Raw genomic sequence first — 25,232 nt, 5'->3', positions numbered from 1 at the left:
CGGATCTTTCTCTTCATTGTACCTGGTACCTCATTGATACCTCAATGCTAGATGCTAGCCTAATACCGTTAAATATCTGCCGGCTTGTTTTTGTAAGTCAAGGCCTCTCTTTAAGTCATAAGTGATGAGGAAGCTCGTGGATGGTCCCCCTGATTTTTTTCGGTCAAAAGGAACGATCCATTCTTGAGGATTCCATCCGTTTCTTTTCTCGAGCTCGATTAAACTGCCTTCAATTCCTTTAGAGCCTACTGGTAAAATTTCATGCACCCAGTCCTGTTTTGTCAAACGCAGGAACAAGTCTAAGGGTGCAATTTTATCTGCTTCATGGATAACTTCTTCTCCTACAAGCGGCTCTCCGATCAAGGCAACGCCACACCCTTCATTTGAACAGCCAATTTTCTTTTCCTCTTCTGAAACCGTTCCGATTACACTTAGCCCTATTGCCGATTGATTCATAGAAAAGTTAGACTCTGTACTTCCGGTAATCGACAGTTTGAATCCCAAACTTCTGCATTGTTCCGTAATTGTTTCTTCCAGCTCCAGCCACACGTCATCCCCGGCAAAGTTCATTACATTCACTGCATAAGGGGAAGCCCCCACTGCTACCGCATCCATGAAAGCGACGCGAAACAACGCTTCAGCTACGATTGAATAGGGAACCTGTACTTGATCTTCAGATTTACTCCCAATAGCCCCTGCATTATCCGTGGCTATAACAAGTTCGCACTCCTTTTGAACGGGTATGAACAGAGGGACGCCCATTTATTCATTTTCCTTTCGTTTGCCTGAACGAAAAACTTTGGCACTGCGAATATATTCTACGTCTTTCGTATCGTTCAGCTTATTGACGTAGCGGGCCAGACCGAAGAAATAGTCTGATAGACGATTTAAGTACATTAAACAAATAGGGTGGATTTCTTCTTGTTTTTGCAAGGTAACGACGAGACGCTCCGCACGGCGTGTAATTGTTCGTGCAATATGCAAGGTCGCAGAAGCGGCTGATCCGCCTGGTAAAATGAAGCGCTCAAGTTCAGGTGAATTTTCTATATATTCATCCATGCGCTGCTCCAGCCAGTCAATACTTTCCTGCTGAAGCTTGTACGGACGGTTCGACTTCTTATTCGCTAGATCACTGCCGCAGTCAAAGAGCTCGTGCTGAATCCGCTCCAACTCTTCTTGAATTTCAGCAAATTTCTCCCCTTCTAATTCCGTACGTGCTTTTCCTACAAAACTGTTCACTTCATCGACTGTTCCATAAGCTTCCACACGCACGTCATCTTTCTCCACTCTTCCGCCAATGACGCTCGTCTGTCCTTTATCTCCTGTTCTTGTATATAACCTCATGTTAAAACCTCCTACTTTAATTGTTGTGGAATGCCAAACCAAATGCGGTAAACGGTCTCAGCGTCTTTCATGAACTGCTGGTATTGAAATCCGACCTCATCCCGCCACTGACGTTCTTTTGCTTCCACCGGGACAATGCCGCTTGTAATGTCCGTTCCAATGAAAACGAGTTGACGAACCTCTTTCCTGAGTTCCCACTCTACTAACTTTTGAAAAAATTCTTCAGCACTGCTCCACTCACCAATAATTGTTTCTACTTGGTCCACAATGACTAAAGAAGCTGCTTCCTCATCGAATGCTTCCCTGGCGCGAATAACGGTCGCTTCTCCTTCGTAATGCTGTAAAGCCCAGGCTAATTTGCCGTTATGCGCTCCGCCTGTAATAAAATCCACTCATTCCCCTCCTTCAGCAGTTGAATGTGGTAGGCTTCACCTGGATCAACGCTCCATTCCCACATGGAACTGGTCTGCTTTGAAAAGTGCTGCAGCAACGTACGAATGACGCCTCCGTGAGTAACGAGAGCTACTGGTGAGGCAGCACATTCGTAGGTTTCTAGAAAACCATTCACAAACTGAAGCACACGATCTTTAAAATGTGAAAAACGCTCTCCATTTCCAGGCGTTTCATTCTCCATATCATCCAGCCAGCGTTTATAGCTTTCCTCGTCCTTTAATTCCTCGTACCTTTTGCCGTCAAAATCTCCAAAATCATATTCCCGCAGTGCTTTTTCTTCTCGAAATACCAGCGACAAAATACCCGCGGTTTCCCGGCAACGGGATAGATCACTCGTGTAAACGGAAGCCATAAGAGGCAGCTTCTTTCTCAGCTGTTCCACTTGTTTCACACCTTCTTCTGTAAGAGACTCCTCGCGCCAGCCAATGTAACGTTTTTGCCGATTTGACTCTGTGGCTCCATGGCGAATTAAATAAAGATCCAAACGATTAACCATAAAAATGTCACCATCCCTTCCAGCATTGCGCCGCACACATCGCCTGTGATTCCGTTAAAAGCTTTTACCGCCCAGCTCTTTATGATCCAGACCCCGGCACATACAGCTAAGCAAAAGGCAATGGACACACCGATTGAAATAAAAAAACATCCTATTATAAGAAAGATACTTGTACCAACAAGCCACCACGTTACACTTGCCTTATACGACTTTTGAAAAAACGAGCTGAGTCCGCTGGTTTTCGCAGAGGGTGCAAAGCCGAGCAATCCGACCATGACAATGCGGGCGAAACACGGGATGACGAGTAAAAACCAAACAGCAGCTTCCTCTAGGCGCACGGCTTCATATATAAAGATGAAGCGCAGCGTAAGAACGAGGAATAAGACCATCACACCAAATGCCCCAGTACGAGGATCCTTCATTACATCCAATCGTTTCTCCGGGGTCTGGTAAGAGAAATAAGCATCTCCGGTATCCATAAGTCCATCTAAATGAAGGCCGCCGCTTAACACAATTGGAATAAGTATCGAAAGCAAAACGAGGCTGAGTAAACTCATTTCCGTGTACGTATGCATCATTAAAAAAAAGACAACATTTGCAGCACCAAATGCAACTCCCAACAATGGCAGCCAGCGCAAGGACCAGCGAACGCGGGAGAGGCCAGGCTCGATTTCGAGATGAACTGGAATAATTGAAAAAAACTGCAGTGCGAACAATCCACCGAAATAAAAGTTCTTCATGAGCGGCTTTCCTCAACAATGTGCAGGAGCGCCTCATGATCTAAGTATTTTTCTAGATGATCAGCCAGTCTGTCGTAACGCTTCTGACGATCGGATAAGTGTAGAACCGGCTGTTCAGGCAGACCGGCTTGCTTCCGCAGGCGGTTAAGCCAATCCGTGCGCCACTCGTCATTATGAAAACAGTCATGCAAATAGGTGCCGATTAACCGGCCCTCATCAAGGCTGATGCCTTCAGGGCCATCCAACAGTTCAAGAAAAGGCGTCGTATTCAAGCCTTTTGTACGGCCTAAATGAATTTCATAACCAGACATCGATGATTCTGCAAAACCGCTTGCCGGGTGTGTACTTCCTTTAACACGGATCGTCTGTTTCTCACGAAAAAACATCGTCGATAATGGAAATAAACCAATGCCTGTGGTTCCGACCGTGTCAGCTTTATGCTCGTACATCGTTTCACACAACACTTGATAGCCGCCACAAATACCGATGACCGTCCCTTCCCGCGCATATTCACGGATGACTTCTTTTAAACCCAGTTTCTCAAACGTACGATAATCGTCGATTGTACTCCTCGTGCCAGGTAAAATTAATGCATCAGGGTCACCTAACTCATCAAAAGACCGGACATAACGAAGCGATACATCCGATTCGTGTGATAACGGGTTTACATCCGAGTCATTCGCTATATATGGCCAGTGCACGACAGCAATGTCTAATGAGTGGACCTGATCAGCATAAACAGACGCTGCAGTGAGCGAATCTTCCCCTTCAATGCCGTGATTTTCTAAATGAGGCAGGACGCCGAGCACCGGGATCCCCGTTCGCTCTTCAAGCCATCTCACTCCATCTTCAAACAACGAACGCTCCCCGCGAAATTTATTAATAATTATTCCTTTCACACGCTTGCGATGGTGTTCTTCCAGTAATTCCAGCGTACCGACTATGCTAGCGAACACACCGCCTCGGTCAATATCAGCTACTAAAATGACAGGAACGTCAAGCATGTCAGCAATCGACATGTTGACGAGTTCCCGGTCGTTTAAGTTGATTTCCACCGGACTGCCGGCTCCCTCAATAACGAGCATATCGTATGCGTCATTTAAATTCTCAGCCGATTTCTTGATGGCCTGCTTTCCTTTTTCATATCCTTTCATCCGATATTCAGACCCGGACCACACAGTTTGACTGACCCCGCGCAAGATCACCTCTGACCGTTGTTCACTCGTGGGTTTTAACAAAATTGGATTCATTTCAACCGTGGCCTCCACTCCGGAAGCTTCAGCCTGGATGCCCTGTGCACGGCCGATTTCCTCTCCTTTAACTGTTACGTACGCATTATTGGACATGTTTTGTGATTTAAACGGAGCCACTTTTATGCCTTTTCGGGCAAATACCCGGCATAATCCAGTAGCGATCCAGCTCTTACCCACATTTGATGCGGTTCCTTGAATCATGACACCCTTCATTCATGCACCTCCTTATGAAAAACTGGTTCACCAAATACCATTTCTACCGCCTGGTGACTGTGTGCAGCAAGATGCTGGTTTAACGTTCCAATAATGTATTTATAGTTTTCCACCATTGAAAATGGAGAAGGAAGCTCGCGGTTGACATCATTCGAAACAATGTATACTTCGCCCGGCTGAGCGATGAACTCTTCTACTTGGCTCAGCAACTGATCAATCAGCTGATCTGGTTCCAAGTCTTTATGCTCCATCATTTCATTCGCTGTCCACGTCGTGATGCAGTCAAGTAGAACAGCATCTTCTTTTGAAAAAGTCAGTTCGTTAATCTCCGTTGCCTGTTCCCACGTTGTCCATGGGCGTTCACTCTTTCTTCGATCTTCCTGATGATGAGACACACGCTCCTCCATCTCTTCATCCGTTATTACCCCGGTGGCTATATAATGAAGATTTTTGCATTTACTTTTTAACATCTGCATTTCAGCAAAACCCGTTTTCCCGCTTCTTACGCCTCCGCAAATAAAAAAAATCACAGCGTCCACCTCCTAAGCAGTTCGAGCAGTCGATCATTTGCCTCTTTTTTATAGATACATAATCGAATATTCTCCCCATCTAAGCCCGGAAAATTGTATGTATGCCGCACAGCGATCCGATTTTCTAAAAGGAAAGAAAGTAAGGTTTCGCTTAAACAGGGATATCCACCAAGTAAGTAATAATTCACTTCACTATCCGTTACTGTAAACCCCAGGTCACGAAGTGCTGGAAAAAGTCGATCTTTTTCTGATTGGATGTAACGTCGCGTCTCTATACGAAAAGCATCGTCCTGAACACAGCGCTCAGCAATCACTTGAGCTAGGCCGTTCACACTCCATGTCGGTTGAAAGTGAGAAAGCTCTTCGACGAATTGTTGGCCGGCAGCTGCGTACCCTATTCTCAGCCCTGGTACAGCATACATTTTCGTTAAGGAGCGGAGCACGATCAGCTTTGAATAGCTCTTTACATGCTGAATCAATGATGGCTCGTACTCCACAAAGTCATAAAATGCCTCGTCTATGACGAGATGTGTTTCCATCCTTTCACAACTTTGAAGCAAAGGTACTATTTCACTTTCAGCATAATGAACACCTGTGGGATTGTTCGGATTACATACAATAACGAGATCGACCCCTGTCATTTGTTCTGCTATTCGTCCAACCGGCAATTGCCATCCCTCTTCTTCCAGGAGAAATACAGTCTCGACTTGACAGCCGTGAGTTTGCGCAATCGTTCGATATTCTGAAAACGTCGGTTCCACAATGAGCACTCTTTTGCCAGAAAAATAGTTTCCAATCAACATCAGAAGCTCGGAAGCTCCGTTTCCAACAAGCACTTGTTCCTTCGGTATCCTTTCTCTCTCAGCAATCGTTTTGATCAGACGCTCGTTATGAGGATCCGGGTAATCCATAACGAAGGGATAAAATTCCGACCATTTCTCTTTCAGCCACGAGGGAGGGCCTAGCGGGTTAACGTTCACGCTAAAATCATACTGCACAGGCGGCAGGTTCATCGATTCGGTTAAGTAATGCGGGTTAGCGCCATGAGCTGGCCATTTCAATGAGAATCCCTCCTATCCATAAAACGATGAGAAAATAGATAACGGCTCTAAGCATAATTTTCGTAGATTCCAAGATGTGGTGCGCGTGAAGTTCTTGTCGTTGAAATCCTATCGTCGGCCGATAGGATGCTTCACCGAAATAGTAGTTTTTACCACCCAGCTGTACACCTAGTAAGAGAGCAAATGAAGCTTCACCCCAGCCGCTGTTTGGACTAGGATGACGCCTCGCCTGCTCACGAAGCATTCGTAAAGTAACATGGGAAGATTTTTCTGCAATAAGCAGAAGCAATGCCGTCACTCTGGCCGGTATCCAGTTCAATACATCATCAAAACGCGCTGATCCCCAGCCAAACTTCACATATCGGTCGTGCCGGTAGCCGACCATAGAATCACAAGTATTCACGGCACGGTACAGCATCGCTAAAGGCGCACCTCCGATTAAGGCAAAAAAGAGAGGGGCCGTAATGCCGTCGCTCGTATTCTCGGCCACTGTTTCTACGGCTCCGCGAGCAATCTCTGATTCGTTTAATTGCTCGGTATCCCGCCCGACGATCATCGCTAAGTTGTGACGCGCTTTTGGTAAATTTCTTTCCACTAAAGGGATGTAGACGTCCATTGCCGCTTCCTTTAATCCTTTCGAAGCAATCGTCGTCCAAATGAGCAGCGTTTCCGCAGCGATACCAGCAGCCATGTGAAGCTGATAACCCGCCCAAATTATTGTCCACGAGAGGAAAAAGACGACGATGCATAAAACAATAAGCATTACTACGCCTTTTATACGGCGAAAATTTCCGCGATTCCACTTTCCCTCAAAATAAGCGATCATTCTGCCGATCAATCGGACCGGATGAGGCAGCCAGCGCGGATCACCGAGCCATAGATCGAGCACAAATGCGAGCGTTATCGACGTTAAATGCGTCATCATACACGTTTTCCTTTTAACGAATTCTCAATAGCTTCCACCGTAGCTTCAAATACCGTGCGGCCGATGGTTCTTCCGAGTGGCGTCACAGGTCCTGCGTATTCGACATGCTGGCCCGTCTGTGAACTTGCAATCAGAATACTGTCGGTGGAAGTGCCAGTCGCCTTTGTGCCAGTTAATTGATCGGTTATTTTACAATCTGAAAAAGCCTTCGTCTTCGCTTCTGTTGCCGTTACAACCCCTTGAATAAAAGCTTGCTCAGATAGCTCTCCTTCAACAAAAACCCACGTATTGACGGTTCCTGGCGCGGCAATAAAACCGTGCTTCGCTCCATGCAGCACATCAACGGCATTACTTGTTCCTGCTGTGACTATGACAAGGAGTGTAAAATCGTTCTCATATACATAGCGCTTCGCGTAGTTTGTTACATAAGCTGCTGTCATCATCGCCAGTGTTTCGTGTTCAGGAAGCTTCCACTCGCGAAATTTCCCCTTCATAAATCGTTCGGGTGAATCACATCTAAAGCTTTTTTCAACGTGATAGTTCACGAAGTTTTGATACCATCCAAATCCGGCACCAACCACAGCTGAGGAGAATGTTTTCAATGGCCGCTTCGTCTGAAACAGCAGCTTTTCCTTACTGACTTGTAAAGACTCCGGCGACAGCTGTGAAAATGCAGTTGATAGATAACCTGGCATGACATTCATTTGAGGGCTTGCAACAGACGGATTCGCATACACGTCGATTGTCGATTGATAAACCCCTTCAAGCAGATCCTTCTGCATAACTTCATCCGGTGTCCCCATCTTCTTTATCCTGCCTTCTTCCATAAGGAGCAGCCGATCGCAATACAGGCTGGCAATATTTAAATCGTGGAAAATAGATACGACCGTTAACTCATCCGTTAACGTTAACTTTTTTAATTCATCAAGGAGCTGCTTTTGATAGCTGAAATCAAGGTGATTCGTCGGCTCATCAAGCAGTAATACGTCAGGCTCCTGGCTTAACGCCTGTGCTAAATACACACGCTGCCGCTCTCCACCGCTTAACGCCGTAATCGGCAGATGCCTCATTTGTGTTAAGCCCGTTTGATGTAAAATGCGCTCAACGACTTTTTCATCTTCAACAGAAGGCTGTTTAAACAAGCCGGTTTGGTATGCATACCGCCCCATCATTACAGTCTCATACACGCTGTACGTAAAGTAGCTCTGCTGGATCTGCGGCAGGGTTGCCACTTTTCGTGCCAGGCTTTTTCGATCGTATTCATCTATGGTCCTCTCATCTATCGATACTGTACCGCTCCATAAAGGGAGGACGCCGCTCATCATCTTAAACAACGTTGTCTTACCGCAGCCATTTGGACCGACCACGCCAAAGAATTCGCCTTTTGAAACGAAAAAATCAACATGATCAACAATCGGCTTCTCCTCATAACCGCCGCATACGTTTTTCACTTTAATCATGTGCAGGTCCCCTCCTTTTAAACGGTGTGCTGCGTTCTTTTCGTTGCTGATACAAAATAACCGCAAAGATCGGAGCTCCAATTAGTGAAGTAATCACACCTATTGGCAGTTCAACGGGAGCGATAATCGTGCGTGATACGAGATCAGCTAAAATTAAGAACGTCGCACCGTTGATTAATGACAGCGGCAGTAAATGGCGGTGATCGACGCCAAATATCTTCCGGCAGATGTGAGGCACGACGAGTCCTACAAATCCAATTGTTCCTGAAACCGCAACCGCAGCTCCTGTTAATATTGAAGCGGCCAGCAAAATAACCGCTTTTCGTTTTTCGGTCGGAACGCCGAGCTGCTTCGCCCGTTCTTCTCCTAAAGACATCGCGTTAAGCTCTTGTCCTTGAATTAAGAGCAGAAGTGACCCGATTACAAAAAAGGGAATGAGCAGACTGACGTAATTCCAGCCTCTCATTGCGACGCTTCCTAGCAGCCAGCCTACGATCTGCCGCAGTTCATCGCCAGTTAAGGCAATCATTAAAGAAATGAGGGAGCCTAAAAAAGATCCCATCACAATTCCTGTTAAAATAAGCGTCTCAATCGACAGGGTGTGATCAAGCATGCGGGCAAACGTAATGACAAACAGCAGCGCTAGTACGGCCGTTAAGATACTCATAACCGGCAGCGTAACCATTGAGAAGATGGGAAATGAAAGACCGAGGAACAGGACGAGCACGGCCCCTACGGAAGCCCCTGATGAAACACCTAACGTATAAGGGTCAGCCAGCGGATTTTGTAAAAGTCCTTGAAAAGCTGCGCCTGAAATCGCAAGCGAGGCCCCCACCAGACCAGCTAATAAAACACGCGGCAGCCGGACATCCCCGATAATACTGGCATGAACAGTATCCACCTGTGGGAAAAAAGGTGTTACTTGAGCAATAATCACTTTTACAATATCTGGAAGTGGAACAGACACGCTGCCCGCTCCTACCGCGGCTATGATCGCACCGGCTAATACCAGTAGAGATCCTGCGTAGGTGAAAAATTTACTCATCGCCAAATGTGTCAGGGTAAACCGCTTCTGCCAGCTCTTTCAACCCTTCTACTAACCGCGGTCCTGAGCGGGTGACAAGGTCAGAGTGCACATCGATGACTTCTTCATTTTCAATTGCAGGAACTTCTTCCCATCCCTCACGGCTTAACACTTGCTCTACTGGATCTTCTGTGTAGTAACCATACGTCGTAATAATCGTGTCCGGCTGCATGTCGATGACAGCTTCCTCATTCATCTGCACCCAGCCCTCTTCATCAGCTGCCGCATTTTCCGCCTGAATCATGTCAAGCATCTCATTCATAAATGTGCCTGTCCCAGTTGTATAAATTTCCGGCTCAGGAGACACCTCGACAAACACACGTTTCGACTCTTCGACTTCTGCAGCCTGTTCTTCTACTGCCTCAACGTCTTCCTGCATGCTATTTACGATTTCCTTCGCATTTTCCTGCTCATTCACGAGTTCACCAACAGCTTCGATCGTGTCGTAAACCCCGTCAAAGCTGGCCGCATCTTCAACAACGTATACGGCAATTCCTGCCTCTTCGATCTGTTCAAGTGCTTCCTGTGAATTGTGCGCGCTGGAGGCATGGGCCAGTACCAAATCAGGCTCAAGGGAGATTACTTTTTCCACATTAATTTCCATACCCCCGACCTGATCAAGCTCCGATACCTCTTCCGGGTAATTATCGTTCTCTGACACACCGACGACCTCATCGCCTGCGCCAAGCTCAAACGCAATTTCCGTATTGCTCGGAATTAAACTGACAATGCGCTCAGGATCCTCTTCTATTTCTACTTCGTTTTCCACCGCATCTTCGACTATTAACGGATAGCTCGTTTCACCAGAAGCTTCTTCATTGCTATCTTCCGGTGCTTCATCATTTGATTCCTCACTTGAATCGTCTGCACATCCCATGAGCAATCCAGCGGATAAACAAGCAACCCCTATGTAACGCCAGTACTTTTTCATAACGATCTCCCCTTTTTATAAAAATGAACACAAAAAAACACATCCTACATTTAGATGTGTATACGTAACCAACGCGTCTGCACGATTATGGCAAGCCGCTTCTGATCACACCTCCTATCCGCGTAGGGTTTTGGTGAAGAAAAATAGGTAGGTCTCCTGGCTTATGGTCATCGCTTGCTGCTCCTTCCCATGCTTACACACAGTGGAATTATGCAGATCGCTCGCAAATACAGTGGCGGGACCGCGTTGGAATCGAACCAACTTCCCTTTTAAGTGATGAAACGTCCATCACGCCTATTTTTTCGACGATATTCTATTCCTTTCTATTTTAAATGAACAATTCGGAAAAATCACGGGTTTACCTATAATAATTGTATAAACGTCTTCCTCTCCCATTTACTAATTATTTTCCCAATAAAATAAGAAGCCGATACATAAGTATCTATGCTTCAGTTGATTGTTCTTCGTTTTCATCTTATATCGTTCTCTAACCAGCCCCCATATAGAAGGTTCATAAGAGCAGATATTTTAAACATTCGAATGGGTGTTAAATTGATCTCTGTTGATACTGCGATGAGCGTTCGGGGTTGACGCCTGGTCGATTAAAACCGGCCACGTCCTGTGATGCGTCGCGGGAACAGCGCAAGCCGAGGATCCACTGGGTCAAGTGATCTTCTTGACCAAGTTAGCTGAGGCCGTGCCCGCGGAAAGCATCCCCCGACAAGTAATGCGTGGGGCTTGATAGAATTTATCCAGTAAACTCAAGTATTTTGAGGGAGCGATAATGCACTTTGTCCTGTCCTATTCACTACTTAAAAACTACTGAACCAGACACCAATACCTGTACCGATATAGTTTCCTACAATATAACCGAGTGTACCGACTAAGAGAATCGGCACCACCAGCTTCGTCCATCCCTTCGCAATCGCCATCGCAGCTGCTGTCGTCGGGCCGCCAATATTGGCGTTAGACGCAACGATTACTTCTTCCAGGCTAAATTTAAAGACGCGTCCTAAGACAAAAGAAACCACCATATTACTCATCACGATAATAAATACAAACACCAGCAGCATTGGAGCATTTTGAAAAATAAGCACAACTGACGCTGGAATTCCTATGACCACAAAGAAGATATAAATCAAGTATGTGCCTATTTCCTGAGCGCCATGAATCCCTTCAAAATACTTTGGAAACACAGTAACAGCAATCATCGTCAATGTAGTTAACATTAAATATCCATCACCTAGAATTCCGTTTAGTACATTACTTAGGATATTAACATCCTCACCTGCTGGAATAAGTTCACCAAACCAATCGGCAATTGTAAAAGAAGCAGCCACGAGCACAAATGAACTACCAACAGCCAAACCTATATCCTGAAGCGACATTTCTTTTCTACCCCAGTAAGAGGCCGCATCTGTTTGGTCGTTCTCATTCACATCAGACTCAGACCGCTCATCCATATAAGGCGTCTTAAACCTTTTAGTAAAAAAGCCAATTGCCGGCAGTGCCATTAGTATGAAGAAATAAACAGCCATCATTAAATTATCTGCAACCACAGCAGAGGAAACGAGTTCTCCAGGTGCTTCAAACTTAGCAGACAAAGCCGCAAAGTTCACGCCGCCCCCTATGTAAGACCCTGTCATCATCGCCCCTACCTGATCTAGACCGGGAACTACGTCTTTTAAAAGAAAGAAACCAATGATTGATCCTGCCACAGTACCGGCAGCACTAAGGAAAAATAACAATAATAACCGGCCGCTTTCACTCCATATCTTACGAATATTCGCTTGAAACAAAAGAAGCGGAATAGCCAGTGGCACAACATAATTCCAAACCGTATCATACACAGGTGATTCTAATGGGATTACTCCAACATTCGCTAAAATCATCGCCCCGACTAAAGCAATAATTGCACCGGAAAATTTGGATGCCCACTTGTAATTTTGTTCCAAGTAAATACTGATTGCAGCCCATCCTGCAAGAAATGCCCACAATATCCATACATCATCTGGTTGAACTAAACTGTTCTCCATGGAACCACCTCCTGTTTTGGTATATCATTCTAAGGTTTTTATTGGAAATCAGCAACACATTACAACAAAAACCTAAAAGCTTTTGCTCTCTATAACAAAACAGGCTGACAAACGGAATAAAGCAAAAAATCATCCGAACGATTCTGGAGAAATCAGTCCGAATGATTTATGGTAAAGAGAATTTAAACATCGCTTCCTCAAAATGATTCACTCTTCATGGACCCGCCTCAGCTACCTCAGAAAGAAGCGCTCGGTTCGAGCTGTTCCCTCTGACGTCTTCGCATTTTGACTGCGCTAATGATTTGCCCTTATTAGAATGTTCATTTTTTCACCTCTATCTCCAGTCTCTTTTTTCTAATCAATATTCACATACACGTCTACTTTATAATCTCCTTCATCCTCTTTAAGGAGATATGTTCCTTCCAATCTCGGTTCCTTGTACTCGCCATCCGTGTAAGTAATTTCATAGTTTTCACTCATAACAACCTCAATAAAGCCCTCTTCCTTCTCTTCGTAGTCAAGTAATTCTCCACCCAGAAAGGTTTCACTTTCGATGCGGTCACCGCTAGAGTCAATGAAGTCTTCATACTCTGCTTTTCCTTCTCCATCCTCAGTAAATGAAGAAGCAACCATTGAAAAGTCACCGTGATTCAATGCGTTAACGCTGTCACTTAAGAATCCGATCATAAAGTCCTCAATTGCATCAAAATTGTCGTCCCCTTCATCCTCTGCTTCCATGCCAGTGGTTTGCTCAGAGGCATAAACTTCCTCTTCTTCTGGATAGAAATAAAAAGTGGGTCCACCCCAAATGTTTGAGCTGGCATCAAGTTCTTCTGATTTATGAATAGTTCCATTTTCATCTTCCCATTCCGCATGGAGGTCTACTATTTCTCCCTCTGGGAAAGGTCCGATTTCTGTATACTCGCCGAGGGAACGATCTGTGCTTTCTCCATTTATAAATAAAATGGCTTCTTCTTGATTTGTGTTAATGGCGTAAGTTTCAGTCGGAAACGAGATAGCTACTTCGGCTTCCTGCGTTTCATTTGGGTACACTGTCATCGTCTCTTGATAATGAAACTCGCCAAATTCATTGGATGCTGTGCCTTCGACTGTATATTCGCCGGGGTAGGCCCACCCCAGGGTTGTAATTTCTTCTGAATTCTCTAATTCAATCTTTTCATCGTTAAAAGTGATCTGAGTATTTTTTAAATTGGTAGTGCCCAGTAGTTCAACGGGTATAGCTTTAATATCGTACGTGTGATATAAACCAGGGACAACAGCATTTCTTTTTACAGAGAATAACGGATTTCCATCGTAGTCCCTTATCGTCGTATCAAATGATTGATCATCTTTAGACTCAAACGATTCTGTTAATTGATAACGAATATTTTCCCAATCTGAGTCTCTTACATACTCCATGTACTCTTCCTTATGAATGAAGGCCTCTCCCTCTAGTTCTACGTAGTTGAAAAAATCATCAACATTCTGATCAGTCATGGCGCGATCCATACCCTGGATCGTTTTCATCAGGTCCAATAAATTAGAAATTATAAAGTGAGCACTTATAAGAAGTACAGCGATAGAAGCAGCAATAATAATAGCGTTTTTCTTCTTCTTAGACATGGGCTGTTTAGGTGCAGCATTTTTTGAAACAGAAGTTGTTGACTGATTAACGGGCTCTTCCTGCTTGTGACCGCAGGAAACACAAAAGGATTGATTTTCCTTCAAGGACTCTCCGCAATTCATACAATATTTCACATGGTTCACCCGCCTTTATGTAAGATTAAAATGGAAACATATTTATAAAGGATTCTATTTCTTCTACAGTGTCGGATACCATCCATCTCCAGAAAAAAAACGTTAAGACCGAAACGGATACACCTGTAACTAAACTCCAATAAAATACGTTTTGTTCAGGCTGTTCCGTTACTCCCTGGTGGTATATGTATAGAATTGGGACAATAAGCAGTGCAAATGAAGTAGAGAAACCTAACAGGAGAAGTGTTAAAGATAGGGACCCACTTAACCCGAAAATGATCGCTGCTAGATTGACGGCTGCAAACGGGGTTAGTAATCCACCAAACTGTGCAATCAGTCTTTTGATGCTGATAGAGAGTTTTAAGCCTTTAGAAATTATAAAAATAGAAAAGACACTAATGGCCACTCCAATTAATGAAAGAAGGAATAATCGCGAACTGAGTTCAAAGAAAGGAAGCGATTGGCTTTCCATTAGAAAAGAACCCATTTGCTTAAATAACGAATTAGCTAAAAAATAAATGCTTAACGTGTAAGCCAGGCTGTAAATAATTAACGTTACAAGACCCTGCATGAACGCTGATTCTCCCAGTTGAAAGGCAGCTGCGGGCCGCTTTAATAACCTCAGGGAAGACTGGCTGAACTCTCCTGAAAATTGTTTAACTTTTTCCATAGATTCAGAGTTTACAGCTGCAGTTTTCTCCGGGGAGCTTTCTACGGCAGCCGCTGAATATTCTGCTCCTGCTGCTTGCTCTAAAGGACTTCCACAAACTCCGCAAAACTTGCCCGAATCTTGTTCATTATTACATTTGTTGCATGTCATCAAACCATCCTCTACTCAAATAATGTGTTACGTTACCCAAATAAATTTGTTCTTCCCTCCTTCCTACTTTCAGCTGTGCTGAAAGGAAATTTATTGTACATTTGGATAACTTATTATTATTCTACCAGAACGCTAACACTTTAATAGGTGTTTTTTCATAATTTCAAGTTAAATTTATACAGTAAACCAGATAAAAAGAATCATCTATTTAAAAACAGGAAAAAATAATCACACTTCAAAATGAAGTGTGATCAGCTACCTAGGTACCTGGTACCGCTAATAATCTATTTAGCTTTCGTTTCGTAAACGTATAAACATGAGTAAATTCAGCCTGCCTGGCCATCTGGAGAGCACCTTCTAAATGGTTCCCTACGGTATGCGCGTGGTGGGAGTCTGATCCAATGGTTAAAATCTCGCCGCCGAGATGTTTATATAGTTTGAGAATCTCCCTGGTAGGAAAAGCTTCTCCCACATGTTCATTTGATAACCCCGAGGTATTGATTTCAATTCCAATGTCTCGTTCCACTGCCTTCTCTAAAATAGCATGTAAAATTTCTTGAAAATCAGTAAAGGCATAGTTTCCTTTTGTTTGTACCGCATAACGTTTCATCAAATCTAAATGGGCCAATACATCAATATCTGCTGAAGAAACTAAAGAATAGACTTCTTCAAAATATTTTTGATAAGCTTCGTTCTTCTCTCTCTCATTCATGAATTTACGCAGCTTTTCTTCATTGATGTTATGAACGGAACCAAGGATAAAATCAATCTCCAGTTGGCTGAGCACTTCATGATACTCCTCTTGCATGAGATGAGGCTCACAAAGTTCTATCCCAGCTTTCACTGTCAAATCATCTTTGAATTTATCTTGACAGTATTTGATTTGGGAGAAGTATATATCAAAATCCATATGGCCGTATGTGGGCAGTTTAGGATTAACTGAATAATGGTCTGTGAAACAAATCTCATCGATGCCTTTCACTATGGCTTGTTTACAGACTTCTTCCATATTTGCTTTAGAGTCAATTGAGTTATCGGTATGATGATGATATTCGGTTAAATACATTTCCAGCCCCCCTCCATCAAATTTAGCTGTTTCCTTAATTGGGGTAATTACGTCTCCTCCCCCATCTAAGTGGTTCCATCATTCACAAAACCAGGAATCACCCTTCGGCACATGCTTTGCCAGAGTAGACTTGGTAAAGAATTAGACAAGGGGGGAGAATTCCCTCCTTCCCGTCAATTATAATTATGCACTTTTTTTACTTCTAAACGGAATGGCCATAAGGACAAGAATAACGATAAGGCTGATTACAATTGCCATTGGTCCTGCATAATTGGCCAGTGTTCCGAAGAAGATGCCCCCGACACCAAAGTCTGCGTCTGAGAATGTGGTATTAGCAAAGCCTAGCTCTCCTAATACCGGCAGAAGAAAAACGGGTAGGAATGAAATAATAATTCCGTTTACGAAGGCTCCCGCAACAGCGCCTTTTACTCCACCTGTCGCATTTCCAAACACACCGGCTGCTGCTCCTGTAAAGAAGTGAGGCACTACGCCAGGAAGAATGATCGTACTTCCCACTACAGCCATAATAATCATACTGAACAATCCACCGACAAAGCTTGAGAAGAAACCAATTAATACAGCATTCGGTGCATAGGTGAACACAATAGGAACATCTAAAGCAGGCTTCGCATTTGGCACAAGCTTTGTTGAAATCCCTTTAAACGCAGGCACAATTTCCGCAAGTACCAAGCGTACCCCTGCTAAAATAATGAAGACACCTGCTGCAAAATTACCAGCCTGAATAAGTGAAAAAACGAGGAAGTTTGTATCATCACTAAGCTCCCCTTCAATATAAGCCGGGCCGGCAGCCAGGGCAACAATAAAATACATAACCACCATTGTTAACGCTATACTAACGGTGCTGTCTCTTAGGAAACCCAGCCCTTTAGGAAAATCGATTTTTTCTGTAGACGTTGACTCTTTTCCTTTCACAGCTTTTCCTACTAACCCGCTTAATGCATAACCCACAGCACTGAAATGACCTAAGGCAACATTATTATTCCCTGTCAGCTTTCTCATAAAAGGCTGAAGAATGGCGGGGGATAATGTCATGATGATCCCAAGTGCCACTGAGCCGGCTGCAATTAGTGGTACGGTAGTAAAACCAGCAACTGCCATGATTACAGCCAGCATACACGCCATGTACAACGTATGGTGACCTGTCAGAAAGATATATTTGAACCTCGTAAATCGGGCAATTAATATATTTACGATCATTCCGAAGAACATAATTAATGCGGTATTTGAACCATATTCATTTAATGCCAGTGCCACAATGGCTTCATTGTTTGGAACGACTCCAGATACATTAAATGCTTCCTGGAACATAGAACCAAAGGGAACCAGGGATGTTTCTAAAATGCCGGCTCCCGCGGCAATGACGAGGAAACCGACAAATGTTTTTGTTGTCCCCTTCATTGTGTCCGACAGGTTTTTCCTTTGAGCCAATAAACCTACTAAAGCAATCAAAGCAACTAATATTGCCGGTTGACTTAAAATGTCTATTAAAGTTGCAAGTATATTATTCATCTGCTTTTCTCCCCCTTTATCCTCAAATCAAACCATTACGTCAGGTTTTTTTCTTCTGCCATTTTCTTAATCTTCTCTCTTAATTCATCCATATCGATAATATTATCAAGTACAATTACTTCCCCGAGGTGCTCTCCGCCTTCTGCTATATCCTTTGCTAAGATGAAAACATCTGCATCACCCGGCGCGGCTGAGCTTAAGTCCGAGTGGGAGACTTCGACACCTGTAACTCCCAGTTCGTCCAATACCTGCTTAATATTCATCTCCACCATAAAACTAGTACCTAATCCTGATCCGCATACTGCTAAAATTTTCATTATGATTCCTCTCCTTCTTTTATAATCGTAATAATTTCCTGAGCAGACTCAGCACTTTTCATCGCTTGTAACGTAGATTCATTTCCTAATAGTTTCGTCAGGTGAGCTAAAGCCTTCAAGTGAGCTTCGTTATCGATCGCTGCCAAGCAGACAAATAAATCAATTGAATGCTCAGGCTGATCCAGCAGCAATACTGGCTTTTGTGTTCTAAGCAGGGACATCCCTACTTCCTTAACCCCGGCATCGGGTCTGGCGTGAGGGATCGCTATTCCTTTTCCAATATGAATGTACGTGCCGACATCCTCGACATTCTGGATCATCGCATCGATATATCTTTGTTCTACTTTGTCTGTTTCAATCAACGGCTGAGCCGCCTGAGTAATAGCTGTTTTCCAATCGAGGTTTTCGTTCGTAAATTGAATGGTATCTTGTGTTAATAGCTCTGAAAGCATCGGCTTTTCCCACCTTGTATCTGTGTTATTAAAATACATAAGTTCTACTAATTCAGAAATTAGTTTTTTCTCATTTTTGACATCGGCGTTTCTTCGAACAATGGTCATAATTTGATCTACAGAAATGTTCCGCTCATTTAACTGTGGAAACTCCGCAGACACCGCTTGAATAAGCTGATTTTTTTCGACAAGTGATAATAAAGGCTTCACAATAAACAAAGGTTTCATAGACGTTAATTGAACGGTTGAAAAAATTAAATCATAATCCGAAGGTGAGACATTGTGTATATCATCAGCTGTATGAATCCGAGAAAAATAAACACCCGGAAACATTTCATTTAACTGAGCTCTCAGCATAATCGATGAACTCACCCCGTTGGAGCAAACAATTAAAGCTCTGATGTGTTCCGTTTTCACTTCTCTGTATTTTTCTAAATATCCGCCAAAGTGGAGAGTGAAATACCCGATTTCCGCTTCGCTTATCGTTTTACCTGTCAATAACGAAAGAGGACGGAGCGAGCTTTCCACAAATTGAAACAGTTCCTTGTATTCAGCCTTAATCCGGTTCGTCATCGGGTTAATTAACGGGATTTCGAATGTAATCCGAAAGAAAGTGGGAACGAGATGATTAAACAAGCTTTGTATCAGATAGTCTTTATGCTTGATCGGCAGAAGCGTATTTTTTTCAAATTCATGAACGATCTCTTCTGCTAATTGTTTCAAAACAGTGTTCCCTTGACTGTGTACTTCCTCCTGCGTTGTTAACAGTTGAATAGCTGTGAAATACTTTTCCTGCTTGTATTCTTCTGGGAATAATTCTTTAGCGAGATCACAGGCGTGCTGAAATAAATCCTCTTTCTTCAGCATTTCTTTCTCTGCTGCTGTAAAATGGAGGTCTTCACTTTGACGGTGTAGTCTCATAAAGATCAGATGATAGATCATTTCTGTTTTACGACTTTTGACAAGGTGAAGCGTGACCCGATTCAAATATTCCTCTATCACCGTTTTTGTTTCTAAAATCTCCTGCTCTTTTTCCCAGGCTCTTAAAGTCATCACAATCATTTCTTTTCCCAGCGGCTGTGAAAGAAGGTAATCGATGCAGTAAAGCGCCAGTCTTCGCTTATCCATTTCATGCCCTTCTAATGTGTAGCCATCCATTCTTCTGTAAACCAACTGAATATTCCACGTCTTACAAAAGTCTTTTGTTTTTTTTACATCCGCTAGAGCTGTGTTTTTACTGACCCCAAGAATCAATTGAAAATGATAACCTGAAAGGACCTCCTCTTTAATAAAGGTATATAAATATATGACAAATGGACGGTCTTCTTCAGAAATAATGAGGTTGTTTCCCTTTGAGTCCAGAGCAGTCTCTGGTTCAAGCAGCTCTTTTGATTTCTCATCGACCAGAAACATCTGGTTTTTCATTTCAATAGGCGGCAGCTTATAGCTGCTTAATGTACTGTTGGCTTTTTCAAAAAGGTAATGAAATTGTCGTTCTGTCAGCTCCAGCTCGATCATGATCTCTGGTTTGGTAATTTGGCTGTACGTCATAATCCTCTCGAGAAGTTGATAGGTTTTCTGATCCAGCAAAGGAAGAACCTCCATTTCTTATTTCAATTGTAGAACGCTTACATTGCGATCACAACAACATTCAAACCCAACCTTTGTAAGCGTTTTATACATAAATTGTGCTTGTATGTCCATTGTTTTAAAGATATAGCGACATTATACTTTAGTTAGTCAAAGGCACGAAGGAGGAAATAACATGATACCTAAAGCCATAGCACTGGATATGGACGGTACGCTGTTAAATGCCGAAAATAAAGTGACTAAAGAACTTCTCTCTTTTCTTGTAAATATCCAGCAGGAGCAGGACATACGTGTATTTCTGGCAACCGGTCGAACGAAGCTCGAAATCGATGAAGTTCTTCCTACAGGGTTCACGCCTGATGGCATTGTCACAGCCAATGGAATGGGAGGTTACATAGATAGACAAACCTTGTTTGAGCATACAATCAATCCATCTTTAGTGCGCAGCGTCATACATCAAGCTAAAGAAGCCGGGTTATATTATGAGGTTCACCCCCATAAAGGAAGGCGGGTGGCACTCAGAGAGGATAAGCACTTACTTGAAAGTGTAGTCGAATCTCGGCGGCCCGATACGTTATTAGATAATGAATATTTTTCAAGAAAACAAGCGCTCAGCCAGGATATCGTGTGGGTCGAGAATTTATCGTATGAAGGAAATATCAAAGTCTATTTCTTTAGTATGGATCCAGGTAAAATAAACGAATGGAAAGAGACCTTATCCACTTTAAAGGCACGCTTTACTTTTACCATATCCTCTTCCTCTCTGCATAATGCAGAAATTATGGAGGGCAAAGTCACTAAAGCCAGCGGCATCACGAAATTGTTAGAGGAATTTCACCTATCGCCTGAAGACTTAATGGCAATTGGTGACGGGGAAAATGACCTTCCCATGCTTGAATTAGCCGGCTGGTCCGTTGCGATGCAGAATGCAGAAGACATCGTAAAGCGTACGGTTGATGAAGTGACGAAGTACACTTACGAAGAAAACGGCCTTTATTCTTTTCTATCAGAAAAATTAAAATAACATCCTTTTTCCATACAACAACCCCCGCTTCGTTACGTTCGAAGCGGGGGGTTGTTTTTCTCTATTCTTCTTCAGCCGTATATTGATCAGGCATCGTATCCCAGACACTTTCATCTGCTGTCTCAATAGAACCGACTGCGATGGCTTCAATAGAAGAAAGCATCGCGTCCGTTCCTTGCTTGATTAAGTAGCCGCTGCTCTTTTGACCAAGAATTGACGTTGTATTAGGTGAATCTGTCATCCCTCGGTTTTCAAAAAGAATCGTCGGAATATCATAGTGCGTCGCAAAATGGTTTCGCGCATTCGATGTTAAACTATCGCCTTCTGCATAACGGGCAAATGTGCCGTAGCCTTTTGATTCCATTTCATTGTAGATGATGGCGCCGAGCTTTCGTGACTTCTCAAGCACCTCATCCGTAATGGTACTCGTTGGATAGAGCAATGCTCCAGATACAAGCTCTCCGTCTTCCGTCACGCGATTGGCAATCTGATGATGAAAATCAATCGCGTAATCAAAGTCATACTTCCTTAATACGTTTTCGTGTAATGCACGGGTTTCTGGCTGAGATAATGAATTATGAGTACGGTTTAAATTAATCCCCGCTGCATTATTTCTCGTCTGCATGCCGCCAAATTGAAGATGCGATGTATCCCAATTGACATCACCTGCAGCTCCGTCCGGGTTAAGTCGTGGTACAAATAGAACGTTGACGTTATTAAGCCAATCTTTAACTTGTTTACTATCAGTTGAAAGCTTCTTGATCACTTGAATGGCTGACTCCGTCACGAGAGCTTCATTGCCGTGCTGCTGAGTGACCATGAGGATCGTCGGGTTGGCTGGATTAGTTCCTGCCCTTACAAGGTTAAGATCCCTCCCTTTAATCGACTGTCCTATAACCTCAACGCTGATGCTGTCCGATTTCTTGTCCACTTTTTGTAAAAAACTTGTCAACTCTTCGTTACTCGTTAAGCTTTCAATCTTTACCTGCTGGTTTTCATTCACTTCTGGTCCGCTGCTGTCAGCCCCAACTGGGCTGACAGACGGTGCTGCCAATAAGGACATGGTAAGCATTGCTGTGACGCCTGTTTTCAACTTCTTATTTTTCATACGCATACCTCCAAGAAAATTTAGTTATTTAAACAATTTCTTTGAAAGTATTCCATTTCCTTCTATAATAAGTAAAATACAGACAATTTACCCATTAAAAAAAGCGAAAACTCTTTTGAGTTTACGCCCAGCTTTTGGAGAAGCCTTGGTATTCTCTACACTTTTTATGAAGGGGAAAGTTTCTATTATGCGATAGCATAGGTCACCCCTTATTCCCATTTCCGAAGGGATCTCGCTCCTTGCAGATTCCTTATAATTAAAAAAGATGGTCCTTTCCCTTGCCATATTGAGCAAGAGTAAGGACCATCCTTTCATATTTTGGTTATTGCCGTCATCAATGACTTTACGTTGTTTTTTCTTTCCACGCATGGAACATTAACGCAGCCTTTGCAACAACCAAAAAACGAATGATTCTCTATTTTTTAATTAGAAAGCTTTGTGATTGATTAACTTTTATCGGAAACTTAATGAAGCCTCTATCTTCCTTCCACTCTTCCTGCTTATCCTCATTTAAATTCGCCTGCCAGACCTCCCGTGCCCCATTATCTATTCTGTAACAAGCCTCAACCTCTTCATCTTTTCCGTTAAACACTCGCAGAATAAGGGACTCCTCTTCCTCAGCTTTCTTCAATGTGCTTAACACAGCTTCAGACTCCATCTCTTCCAACAGCTGATAACTTACGGGTGTCTTCACACTTGTTGGATTAAGCTTCATCGCATTATGAGGAATCTTGTTATACGTCTCTACCGGCGTTAGATAGTCCTTAGCGGCCTTTGCTGTATTTACGTCGAGTGTACTCCCTTGATGAGGAAACAAAGCAAACTCCAGCGTAAGCTTTCCTAGCATTTGAGAGTCAGGTGTCGGCAGCTTGATGCCTGACGGACGGCCCGGCCGGCGCAGCATATCGGCTTTCCCTAAATGGCCGACACTTCTAAATAACGTAAGGGCGATCGTATCATAGGAATCACCTACAATCTCGTATTCTCTCGTACTATTGGACAGAACGCTTACGCCGTAGTTATCGTTAGATACTCCCACATAGCTTAACAGTGGATAAATTGCATCAGGGCGCTCGCTCCATTTCTCTTCCTGCCACACACCCATCGCTGAATCAATTACACCTCTTTGAATGTGACCAAATTGATTATCAGCAATGGAAAAGCTTGAACTTAATCCAGTCGGGATATAAGCACGCAGGCGATGATCCTTTGCTTTGTTGTCGAGTTCGCATGTTACTTCTATCAACGGTTTATGATTGGAAATACGAATCGTAAAGTGCACATTGACCTCGCTGTTTATCCTGCCAGCCTTTCGTTCCTCTAGATTAGCCGGTACGGGCATAGAACAGCAGACCTCAATTTTCCCAGCATATTGATTTTGTTCAATAGAAACATTAGCTTCTACATTGTTGCTGAAAATTAATGCTTCACCTTCAAGTGGAGAGAAATCATATTCATCACCGTCGTCTCCCCCGTTTTCCAAAAGAAGCACTTGATCAAACGACTTTCCTAACTGCTTATCGTAAATCTTCAGCGTGCCATTATCATTCACAGTCACCCGATAGTAATCCGTATCTACTTGATCACTGCGTTTATCTTCCATTCTCTTTTTTTCTTCTTCCTTCACAAAAAAGGTCGTATACCCCATTGGCGGCAAAGTTTTCTTCAATTGAACCTTATATTTAATAAAAGGATCATAGTTTCCGTAATGAACAATCTGCCGGTCGATTAAGCCGGGATCGATCTCTTCACGATGAAGAATCTCGTAATCTACCGCTTTTCCGTTTTCATCAACTAAGGAAAACCCTTTGTACTTTGTAATGACCTCAGTCATAACCACTTCTTCGCGTTTATAAGGCAGGAAGTTAAACAACGTTAGACGGTCGGCTGTCTCGTCCGTCTCCATCGCATCGACAATCTGACGTTTATAAAATTCAATCAACTGATCGGTCTTCTCTTCAGCTAAAAAGAGTCGACCGGCAATTTCACGATGTACTTTGTCAGAACAGCAGCAGCCTATGCTGTCATGGGCATGGTTTTTCATAATTTCTTTCCAAATCAGTTCAATCAGCCCATGGTGATACTCAAATCCGAGGTCATACGCCATAGAAGCGAGCGGCTCCAGCACATTAGTAATCTTATTTTCGACACGTGTATTGGCGGATTTAATATCCATACGAGTCGAGTAAATGCTGCGATGAACGCGCATGTATTTCCCATCCAGGAATTCGCCTTTGAGTGTGGTCAAATCGTTCTGCTTTTCGATTTCAGCAAAGATATTTTCATATTTACTTAAGAAAAACTCACGATCAGGATAAAGCTGCCTCAGCTTACCTATCACTTCAAAAATGTCCTTTTGAATCGGCATTTGATCATGACCGTTAGGAAGCACGAGATGGTCCGTTGTCGTTCCCCGGTCTAACACTGGGAAATACTTTTCCATACGCTGTTTCAATGCTTCTTCTTCCTGCGGCAGATATTTGCCAATTGCATAACCTAAAGGAAGTAGCTGGACGAGCACGCGGGATCCGTCGGCTGTTTCCCAATAAAATTCAGTTTTATCAGTGCCGTGCCGTTCACTCGTTCCGCGCCAGAAAATCGTATACTTAATATCAAACCCGTTTAAAATGTGCGGGATCTGCGCCGATTGCCCAAAGGAATCGGGCAGGTAACCGATCATCATTGGCTGTCCGAACGCCTTGCTGTCCTTTATCCCATAGAGAAGATTGCGGACAATGGATTCACTGCCGACCACCATTTCATCCGTTTGCGTATACCATGGGCCGATGATCAGTTTTCCGGCTTGCACGAGTTTCTTCACCCGCTCCTTCGCATCCGGTTTCACGGCAAAATAGTCTTCTAAGATCGACGTTTGTCCATCTAAAACGTAGTAAGGATACTCCGGATCTGTTTCGAGACGATCCATAATTTCTTCCATATTATTAACGAGGAGTATTCTTGATTCTTCAGTTGAAAAATACCATTCTCGATCCCAGTGCATGTGTGGTACAACGTGGACTTGCTTCATTACTTATCCCTTC

At 43.4% G+C, this 25,232-nt stretch carries 22 protein-coding genes and 1 riboswitch; of the genes, 1 reads left to right on the top strand and 21 read right to left on the bottom strand.

Going from position 1 to position 25,232, the window contains the following annotated elements; translation table 11 throughout:
* Window positions 1–54 precede the first annotated feature (54 nt).
* The 19 genes from ACGTNH_RS05465 to ACGTNH_RS05375 form a co-directional block, all read right to left on the bottom strand.
* Entirely contained in the window at window positions 55–762 is a 708-nt protein-coding gene (locus ACGTNH_RS05465; RefSeq protein WP_394585589.1) for an ATPase, read from the bottom strand.
* Window positions 763–1,344 (bottom strand): cob(I)yrinic acid a,c-diamide adenosyltransferase, encoded by a 582-nt coding sequence (locus tag ACGTNH_RS05460; RefSeq protein ID WP_394585588.1) that lies wholly within the window; start codon window positions 1,342–1,344, stop codon window positions 763–765. It abuts the gene before it with no gap.
* Between the two features lie 11 nt (window positions 1,345–1,355).
* Window positions 1,356–1,736: a bifunctional adenosylcobinamide kinase/adenosylcobinamide-phosphate guanylyltransferase gene (locus ACGTNH_RS05455; protein ID WP_394585587.1), complete on the bottom strand. Its 381-nt coding sequence runs from the start codon at window positions 1,734–1,736 to the stop codon at window positions 1,356–1,358.
* Window positions 1,697–2,293, bottom strand: coding sequence for a histidine phosphatase family protein (locus tag ACGTNH_RS05450; RefSeq protein WP_394585585.1), 597 nt, complete (start codon window positions 2,291–2,293; stop codon window positions 1,697–1,699). Before ACGTNH_RS05450 ends, ACGTNH_RS05455 begins: the two co-directional genes overlap by 40 nt.
* Complete coding sequence (locus tag ACGTNH_RS05445; RefSeq protein ID WP_394585584.1) at window positions 2,266–3,033, bottom strand: adenosylcobinamide-GDP ribazoletransferase; 768 nt, start codon at window positions 3,031–3,033, stop codon at window positions 2,266–2,268. The genes ACGTNH_RS05450 and ACGTNH_RS05445 overlap by 28 nt, the downstream gene beginning before the upstream one ends.
* Window positions 3,030–4,499: a cobyric acid synthase gene (locus ACGTNH_RS05440; protein WP_394585583.1), complete on the bottom strand. Its 1,470-nt coding sequence runs from the start codon at window positions 4,497–4,499 to the stop codon at window positions 3,030–3,032. The genes ACGTNH_RS05445 and ACGTNH_RS05440 overlap by 4 nt, the downstream gene beginning before the upstream one ends.
* Window positions 4,496–5,029 (bottom strand): bifunctional adenosylcobinamide kinase/adenosylcobinamide-phosphate guanylyltransferase, encoded by a 534-nt coding sequence (locus ACGTNH_RS05435; RefSeq protein WP_394585582.1) that lies wholly within the window; start codon window positions 5,027–5,029, stop codon window positions 4,496–4,498. Before ACGTNH_RS05435 ends, ACGTNH_RS05440 begins: the two co-directional genes overlap by 4 nt.
* On the bottom strand, window positions 5,026–6,090 hold the full coding sequence (cobD, locus tag ACGTNH_RS05430) for a threonine-phosphate decarboxylase CobD (RefSeq protein ID WP_394585581.1): 1,065 nt from the start codon (window positions 6,088–6,090) through the stop codon (window positions 5,026–5,028). The genes ACGTNH_RS05435 and cobD overlap by 4 nt, the downstream gene beginning before the upstream one ends.
* Window positions 6,065–7,012: an adenosylcobinamide-phosphate synthase CbiB gene (gene cbiB, locus ACGTNH_RS05425; RefSeq protein WP_394586139.1), complete on the bottom strand. Its 948-nt coding sequence runs from the start codon at window positions 7,010–7,012 to the stop codon at window positions 6,065–6,067. Before cbiB ends, cobD begins: the two co-directional genes overlap by 26 nt.
* Entirely contained in the window at window positions 7,012–8,475 is a 1,464-nt protein-coding gene (locus ACGTNH_RS05420; RefSeq protein WP_394585580.1) for an adenosylcobinamide amidohydrolase, read from the bottom strand. The genes cbiB and ACGTNH_RS05420 overlap by 1 nt, the downstream gene beginning before the upstream one ends.
* Window positions 8,468–9,520, bottom strand: coding sequence for a FecCD family ABC transporter permease (locus tag ACGTNH_RS05415; protein ID WP_394585579.1), 1,053 nt, complete (start codon window positions 9,518–9,520; stop codon window positions 8,468–8,470). Before ACGTNH_RS05415 ends, ACGTNH_RS05420 begins: the two co-directional genes overlap by 8 nt.
* Window positions 9,513–10,490, bottom strand: a complete 978-nt coding sequence (locus tag ACGTNH_RS05410) for an ABC transporter substrate-binding protein (protein WP_394585578.1) — start codon at window positions 10,488–10,490, stop codon at window positions 9,513–9,515. The genes ACGTNH_RS05415 and ACGTNH_RS05410 overlap by 8 nt, the downstream gene beginning before the upstream one ends.
* 129 nt (window positions 10,491–10,619) lie before the next feature.
* Window positions 10,620–10,803, bottom strand: a riboswitch (cobalamin riboswitch).
* Between the two features lie 499 nt (window positions 10,804–11,302).
* Window positions 11,303–12,526 carry a DUF819 family protein gene (locus ACGTNH_RS05405; RefSeq protein ID WP_394585577.1) on the bottom strand — a complete coding sequence of 408 codons (1,224 nt, stop codon included), beginning with the start codon at window positions 12,524–12,526 and terminating at the stop codon, window positions 11,303–11,305.
* Window positions 12,527–12,880: 354 nt separating this feature from the next.
* A complete protein-coding gene (locus ACGTNH_RS05400; protein WP_394585576.1) occupies window positions 12,881–14,284 on the bottom strand; it encodes a TcaA NTF2-like domain-containing protein in 1,404 nt (467 codons plus the stop codon).
* A gap of 25 nt (window positions 14,285–14,309) precedes the next feature.
* Window positions 14,310–15,104, bottom strand: coding sequence for a DUF6574 domain-containing protein (locus ACGTNH_RS05395; protein WP_394585575.1), 795 nt, complete (start codon window positions 15,102–15,104; stop codon window positions 14,310–14,312).
* A 259-nt stretch (window positions 15,105–15,363) separates the two neighbouring features.
* Complete coding sequence (locus ACGTNH_RS05390) at window positions 15,364–16,170, bottom strand: histidinol-phosphatase HisJ family protein (RefSeq protein ID WP_394585574.1); 807 nt, start codon at window positions 16,168–16,170, stop codon at window positions 15,364–15,366.
* 183 nt (window positions 16,171–16,353) lie between these two features.
* Window positions 16,354–17,700 (bottom strand): PTS ascorbate transporter subunit IIC, encoded by a 1,347-nt coding sequence (gene ulaA, locus ACGTNH_RS05385; RefSeq protein WP_394585573.1) that lies wholly within the window; start codon window positions 17,698–17,700, stop codon window positions 16,354–16,356.
* Between the two features lie 35 nt (window positions 17,701–17,735).
* Window positions 17,736–18,017, bottom strand: coding sequence for a PTS sugar transporter subunit IIB (locus ACGTNH_RS05380; protein WP_394585572.1), 282 nt, complete (start codon window positions 18,015–18,017; stop codon window positions 17,736–17,738).
* Complete coding sequence (locus tag ACGTNH_RS05375; RefSeq protein WP_394585571.1) at window positions 18,017–20,059, bottom strand: BglG family transcription antiterminator; 2,043 nt, start codon at window positions 20,057–20,059, stop codon at window positions 18,017–18,019. Before ACGTNH_RS05375 ends, ACGTNH_RS05380 begins: the two co-directional genes overlap by 1 nt.
* Before the next feature lie 175 nt (window positions 20,060–20,234).
* Between ACGTNH_RS05375 and ACGTNH_RS05370 the strand changes: the two genes are divergently transcribed.
* On the top strand, window positions 20,235–21,083 hold the full coding sequence (locus ACGTNH_RS05370) for a Cof-type HAD-IIB family hydrolase (RefSeq protein WP_394585570.1): 849 nt from the start codon (window positions 20,235–20,237) through the stop codon (window positions 21,081–21,083).
* Between the two features lie 61 nt (window positions 21,084–21,144).
* On the opposite strand, the gene ACGTNH_RS05365 is transcribed toward ACGTNH_RS05370, so the two are convergent.
* The gene (locus ACGTNH_RS05365; protein ID WP_394585568.1) at window positions 21,145–22,191 is read right to left on the bottom strand and encodes a M14 family zinc carboxypeptidase; all 1,047 of its coding nucleotides are present in this window, start codon (window positions 22,189–22,191) and stop codon (window positions 21,145–21,147) included.
* A gap of 415 nt (window positions 22,192–22,606) precedes the next feature.
* On the bottom strand, window positions 22,607–25,219 hold the full coding sequence (mngB, locus tag ACGTNH_RS05360; RefSeq protein ID WP_394585566.1) for a mannosylglycerate hydrolase: 2,613 nt from the start codon (window positions 25,217–25,219) through the stop codon (window positions 22,607–22,609).
* Window positions 25,220–25,232: the final 13 nt, after the last annotated feature.

Source organism: Halobacillus sp. B23F22_1 (assembly GCF_043497005.1).
Taxonomy (GTDB): domain Bacteria; phylum Bacillota; class Bacilli; order Bacillales; family Halobacillaceae; genus Halobacillus_A.
The sequence above is the reverse complement of the archived record's forward strand: the minus strand, read 5'-3'. Positions and strand labels throughout refer to the sequence as shown.